This is a genomic window from Promicromonospora kroppenstedtii DSM 19349 (genome assembly GCF_000515355.1).
Lineage (GTDB): Bacteria > Actinomycetota > Actinomycetes > Actinomycetales > Cellulomonadaceae > Promicromonospora > Promicromonospora kroppenstedtii.
The window spans coordinates 1-743 of sequence record NZ_KI911648.1 but is presented as its reverse complement, the minus strand read 5'-3'; the positions used below and the strand labels follow the sequence as shown (position 1 = coordinate 743).

The following is a 743-nucleotide window of genomic DNA, read 5'->3' as shown; positions in this document are numbered from 1 at the left end:
GCGCCGGGCAGCTGCGCGTCGGCGCGCCCGCCCACCTCGCCGTGTGGCGGGCCGAGCACCTCGGTGTGCAGGCCGCCCCTGGACGGCTCAGTTCCTGGAGCGAAGAGGCGCGCGCCGGCACCCCGCTGCTGCCCGACCTCTCGCCCGACGCCGTCGAGCCCGAGTGCCTGCACACCCTGCGCGACGGCGTCGTGCTGCACGACACGTTCTGACCGGAGCGCCCAGGCCCGCCTGACCCGACGCCCGGCCGGGAGGGTGAACCCGCCGGTAGGCTGCGAGCGTGCGCCTGCGTGAGCCGTCCCGGCTGCTGACCCTGTTCCTCGCGGTGCCCGGCGGCCTCCTCCTGTGGTCCGCGTTCCCCGACGCCGGTCTCTGGCCCGCCGCGTTCGTCGCGGTCGCCGTCCTGTACTGGTCGCTCGGCCGGGACAGCGCCTGGTGGAACTTCCTGATGGGCCTCCTGTTCGGTCTCGCGTTCTTCCTTCCGCACCTGTGGTGGGCGCACGAGTCGACCGAGACCGCACCCTGGATCGCCGTGGCGACCGTCGAGGCACTGTTCCTGGGCGGGTTCGGCGTGCTGTGGACCTGGGTGCGGCGGGCACGCTTCCTGCAGCGGCGAGGCTGGCGCCTCGCCGCTGCCTTCGCCCTGCTCTTCGTCGCCGTCGAGCAGTGGCGCGCCGAGATCCCGTTCGGCGGGTTCCCCTGGGGGCGCCTCGCCTGGGCCATGGCCGGCGCCCCGACCGGAC

Annotated in this window: 2 pseudogenes; both read left to right on the top strand. The window is 75.0% G+C overall.

The window, feature by feature from the left end:
• Window positions 1-212: pseudogene (locus PROKR_RS34410) on the top strand (hydrolase); the annotation flags it as partial.
• Between the two features lie 68 nt (window positions 213-280).
• Window positions 281-743: pseudogene (locus tag PROKR_RS09500) on the top strand (apolipoprotein N-acyltransferase); the annotation flags it as partial.